This window comes from Ramlibacter sp. (assembly GCF_035706265.1).
Taxonomy (GTDB): domain Bacteria; phylum Pseudomonadota; class Gammaproteobacteria; order Burkholderiales; family Burkholderiaceae_C; genus Ramlibacter.
Map to the genome: position 1 here is coordinate 1 of NZ_DASSVG010000282.1, position 2,996 is coordinate 2,996.

At 70.6% G+C, this 2,996-nt stretch carries 2 protein-coding genes and 1 pseudogene; 1 reads left to right on the forward strand and 2 read right to left on the reverse strand.

The window, feature by feature from the left end; all coding sequences use genetic code 11:
* Positions 1-410 (reverse strand): annotated as a pseudogene (locus VFM98_RS10400) (hypothetical protein); the annotation flags it as partial.
* Positions 407-2,557, reverse strand: a complete 2,151-nt coding sequence (locus VFM98_RS10405) for an indolepyruvate ferredoxin oxidoreductase subunit alpha (RefSeq protein ID WP_325109852.1) — start codon at positions 2,555-2,557, stop codon at positions 407-409. The gene VFM98_RS10405 and the pseudogene VFM98_RS10400, both read right to left, overlap by 4 nt.
* 127 nt (positions 2,558-2,684) lie before the next feature.
* Here VFM98_RS10405 and VFM98_RS10410 point away from each other — a divergent pair.
* A partial coding sequence (locus VFM98_RS10410) for a Rieske 2Fe-2S domain-containing protein (RefSeq protein WP_325109853.1) occupies positions 2,685-2,996 on the forward strand: 312 nt, incomplete at its 3' end.

A 2,996-nucleotide genomic window follows, 5' to 3' on the forward strand; every position in this document is an offset into this window, starting at 1 on the left:
CCCTGCAGCAGCTTCTCCGCATCCACCCGCGCATCTCCCAGCGCAGTGCGCTCGGCCATCGAGTACACCCGATGCGTCGATGCCACCAGTGTCGTGCGCGCCGGCGTCACCAACCCGCGCTGCAGTGCCCGCCCCGCCTCCATGAGCTCGGACGCGATCACCACGTCGACTTCGCCGGGCACCGGCGCCAGTGCCAGCACCGGTTGCGCCCCGGCCGGCACCGCGCCGCGCGGGAACATCTCGATGTAGTAGAGCGTGGCACCGGTGCGCTGCGCCACGCCCGGCACCGAGGTGGCCTGGGCGACGAAGCCCTCGTGCTCCGCCAGGTCCACCAGCCAATCGGCCAGCACCCCGCCGCCTTCGCCGCCCATGGCGAGCAGGGCGATGGAGATGGCGCGCGGTTCACTCATGCCGTCAGGCCCTCCAGCCGCCGCTCGATGCGCCGCTGCAGCCAGCCGATCACCGCGCCGCGCACGCGCTGGCGCCAACGTTCCCAGCGCGTCGGGTTGTTCACGATCGAGGCGCGATAGAACGAGGGACACAGCACGGCCGCGTGCGCCGTCTCGCCGCACAGCCCGCAGCCGGCGCAGCTGTCCACGACGGCCGTGACGGGATCGGTGCGCAGCGGATCGGGATTGGGCCGGATGGTCAGCGACGGGCAGCCCGAGAGCCGGATGCAGGAATGATCGCCAGTGCAGGTGTCGGGATCGACGCCGAAGCGCTCGCGCACCACCCGCTCGCCGCGCGCGATCGCCTGCTTCGCCAGCGGCCGCACCCGCCGCTGCCGGTTCAACATGCACTCCGACGAGGCCACGATCACCTTCGGGCCCCGCTCGCGGGTGGTGAGCGCCTCGCGCAGCGCGCCGCGCATCTTCTCCAGGCTGTAGGTGTGGTCGACGGTGCGGACCCAGTCCACGCCGACGCCGCGCACCGCGCGTTCGATCGGGTGCTGCGTGCTGCGGATCGGGTTGCCGGCGCGCGACGAGAGCAGGTCCTGCCCGCCCGTGGCGGCCGAATAGCCGTTGTCCACCACCAGCAACACGTTGTCGGTCTGGTTGAACACCGCGTTGCCCACGCCGCTGGTGAGCCCGTTGTGCCAGAAGCCGCCGTCGCCCATCACGGCCAGCGCGCGCTTCTCGGTCTCCGGCGTGTTGAAGGCCGAGGCCGCCGACCAGCCGAGCCCGTAGCCCATGGTGGTGGCGCCGATCTCGAACGGCGGCAGGATCGAGAACAGGTGGCAGCCGATGTCGCAGCTCACGTGGTGCGGCCCCAGCTCGCGCTCCACCAGCTTCAGCGCGGTGAAGATCGGCCGCTCCGGGCAACCGGTGCAGAACGAGGGCGGGCGGCCGTGCACCTGCGCGATCGCCTGCTGGATGGCGGCCGCCGCCGCGGGATCCACGGGCGTCTCGCCGCGCGCCGGCAGCAGACCCGGCGCCACCTGCGCGAGGAAGCCGCGCACGCCCTGCAGCACCACGCCGCCGGTGTATTCGCCGGCCATGGGCAGCACGTCCTTGCCGTGCACGCGCGTGGCCACGCCGGCCTTGCGCAGCATCGCATTGACGGCCTGCTCGATGAAATCGGGCTGGCCTTCCTCCACCAGCAGGATCGCGCGCTTGCCGGCGCAGAAGCGCAGCAGTTCCTCCTCCACCAGCGGGTACGTCACGTTCAGCACATAGAGCGGCACCTGCGTGTGGCCGAAGGCATCGCACAACCCCAGCAATTCCAGCGCGCGCACCACCGCGTTGTAGAGGCCGCCCTGCAGCACGATGCCGAAGTCGCGCGCGTCCTCGGCGAAGAACTCGTTGAGTCCGTGCTGGCGGATGAAGCGCACGGCGGCCGGCCAGCGCTCGCGGATCTTCTCCTGCTCGTGCGCGTAGGTGGCCGGGGGCAGGGCGATGCGGCCGGTGTCGCGGCGCGGCTGCTCCAGCGCGTCCTTCAGCGTGAAGTCGGGGCGCACGTTGTCGCGCGCGGTGAAACTGCCGTGCACGTGGCAGGCGCGGATGCGCAGCTGCAGCATCACCGGCGTGCGGCTCGCCTCCGAGAGCGCAAAGCCCTGCTCCACTGCCCGCACGATGGCCGGCAGGTTGGGCCGCGGATCGAGCAGCCACAGCTGCGACTTCATCGCGAAGGCGTGCGAGCGCTCCTGCATGATGCTGGAGCCCTCGCCGTAGTCCTCGCCGACGATGATCAGCGCGCCGCCGGTCACGCCGCCCGAGGCCAGGTTCGCCAGCGCGTCCGACGCCACGTTGGTGCCGACCGTGGACTTGAAGGTGACGGCGCCGCGCAGCGGATAGTTGACCGAGGCCGCGAGGGTGGCGGCGGCCGCCGCCTCGGAAGCACTGTGCTCGAAGCGGATGCCGAGCTCGCCCAGGATGCCGCGCGCATCGGTGAGCACGTCCATCAGGTGCGAGATGGGCGCGCCCTGGTAGCCGGCGACGTAGGAGACGCCGGATTGCAGCAGTGCCTTGGTCACCGCGAGGATGCCCTCGCCGCGGAATTCCTCGCCCGCGCCCAGGCGCAGCTTCTCCACTTCCTGCGCGAAGGATCGTTCAGCCATCGCAGCGAATGTACGGAATCGGCGCCGTCCCGCGCCGCTTCAGGGGTTCAGGGTTTGTCCGCTTGTTGCTGCGGGGCCGACAAGAGCAGCCTGCGCACTCTCGGCTTTTCCCTGGAGGATCGCCCCGATGAAAGTGGACCACCTCGTCGAGCCCGATCGCGTGCACCGCAGCGTGTACACCGACCAGGCGATCTTCGACGCCGAGATGGAGAAGATCTTCGAGCGCACCTGGGTCTACTGCGGCCACGCCTCGCAGGTCAAGGCACCGGGCGACTACCACGCCGTCACGATCGGCCGCCAGCCCATGGTGATGGTGCGCCATTCCGACCGCTCCGTGCGCGTCTTGTACAACCGCTGCCCGCATCGCGGCGCGCTGCTGTACGGCGACCGCAACGGCAACGTCGGCAAAGGCATCATCTGCTCCTACCATTCCTGGCAG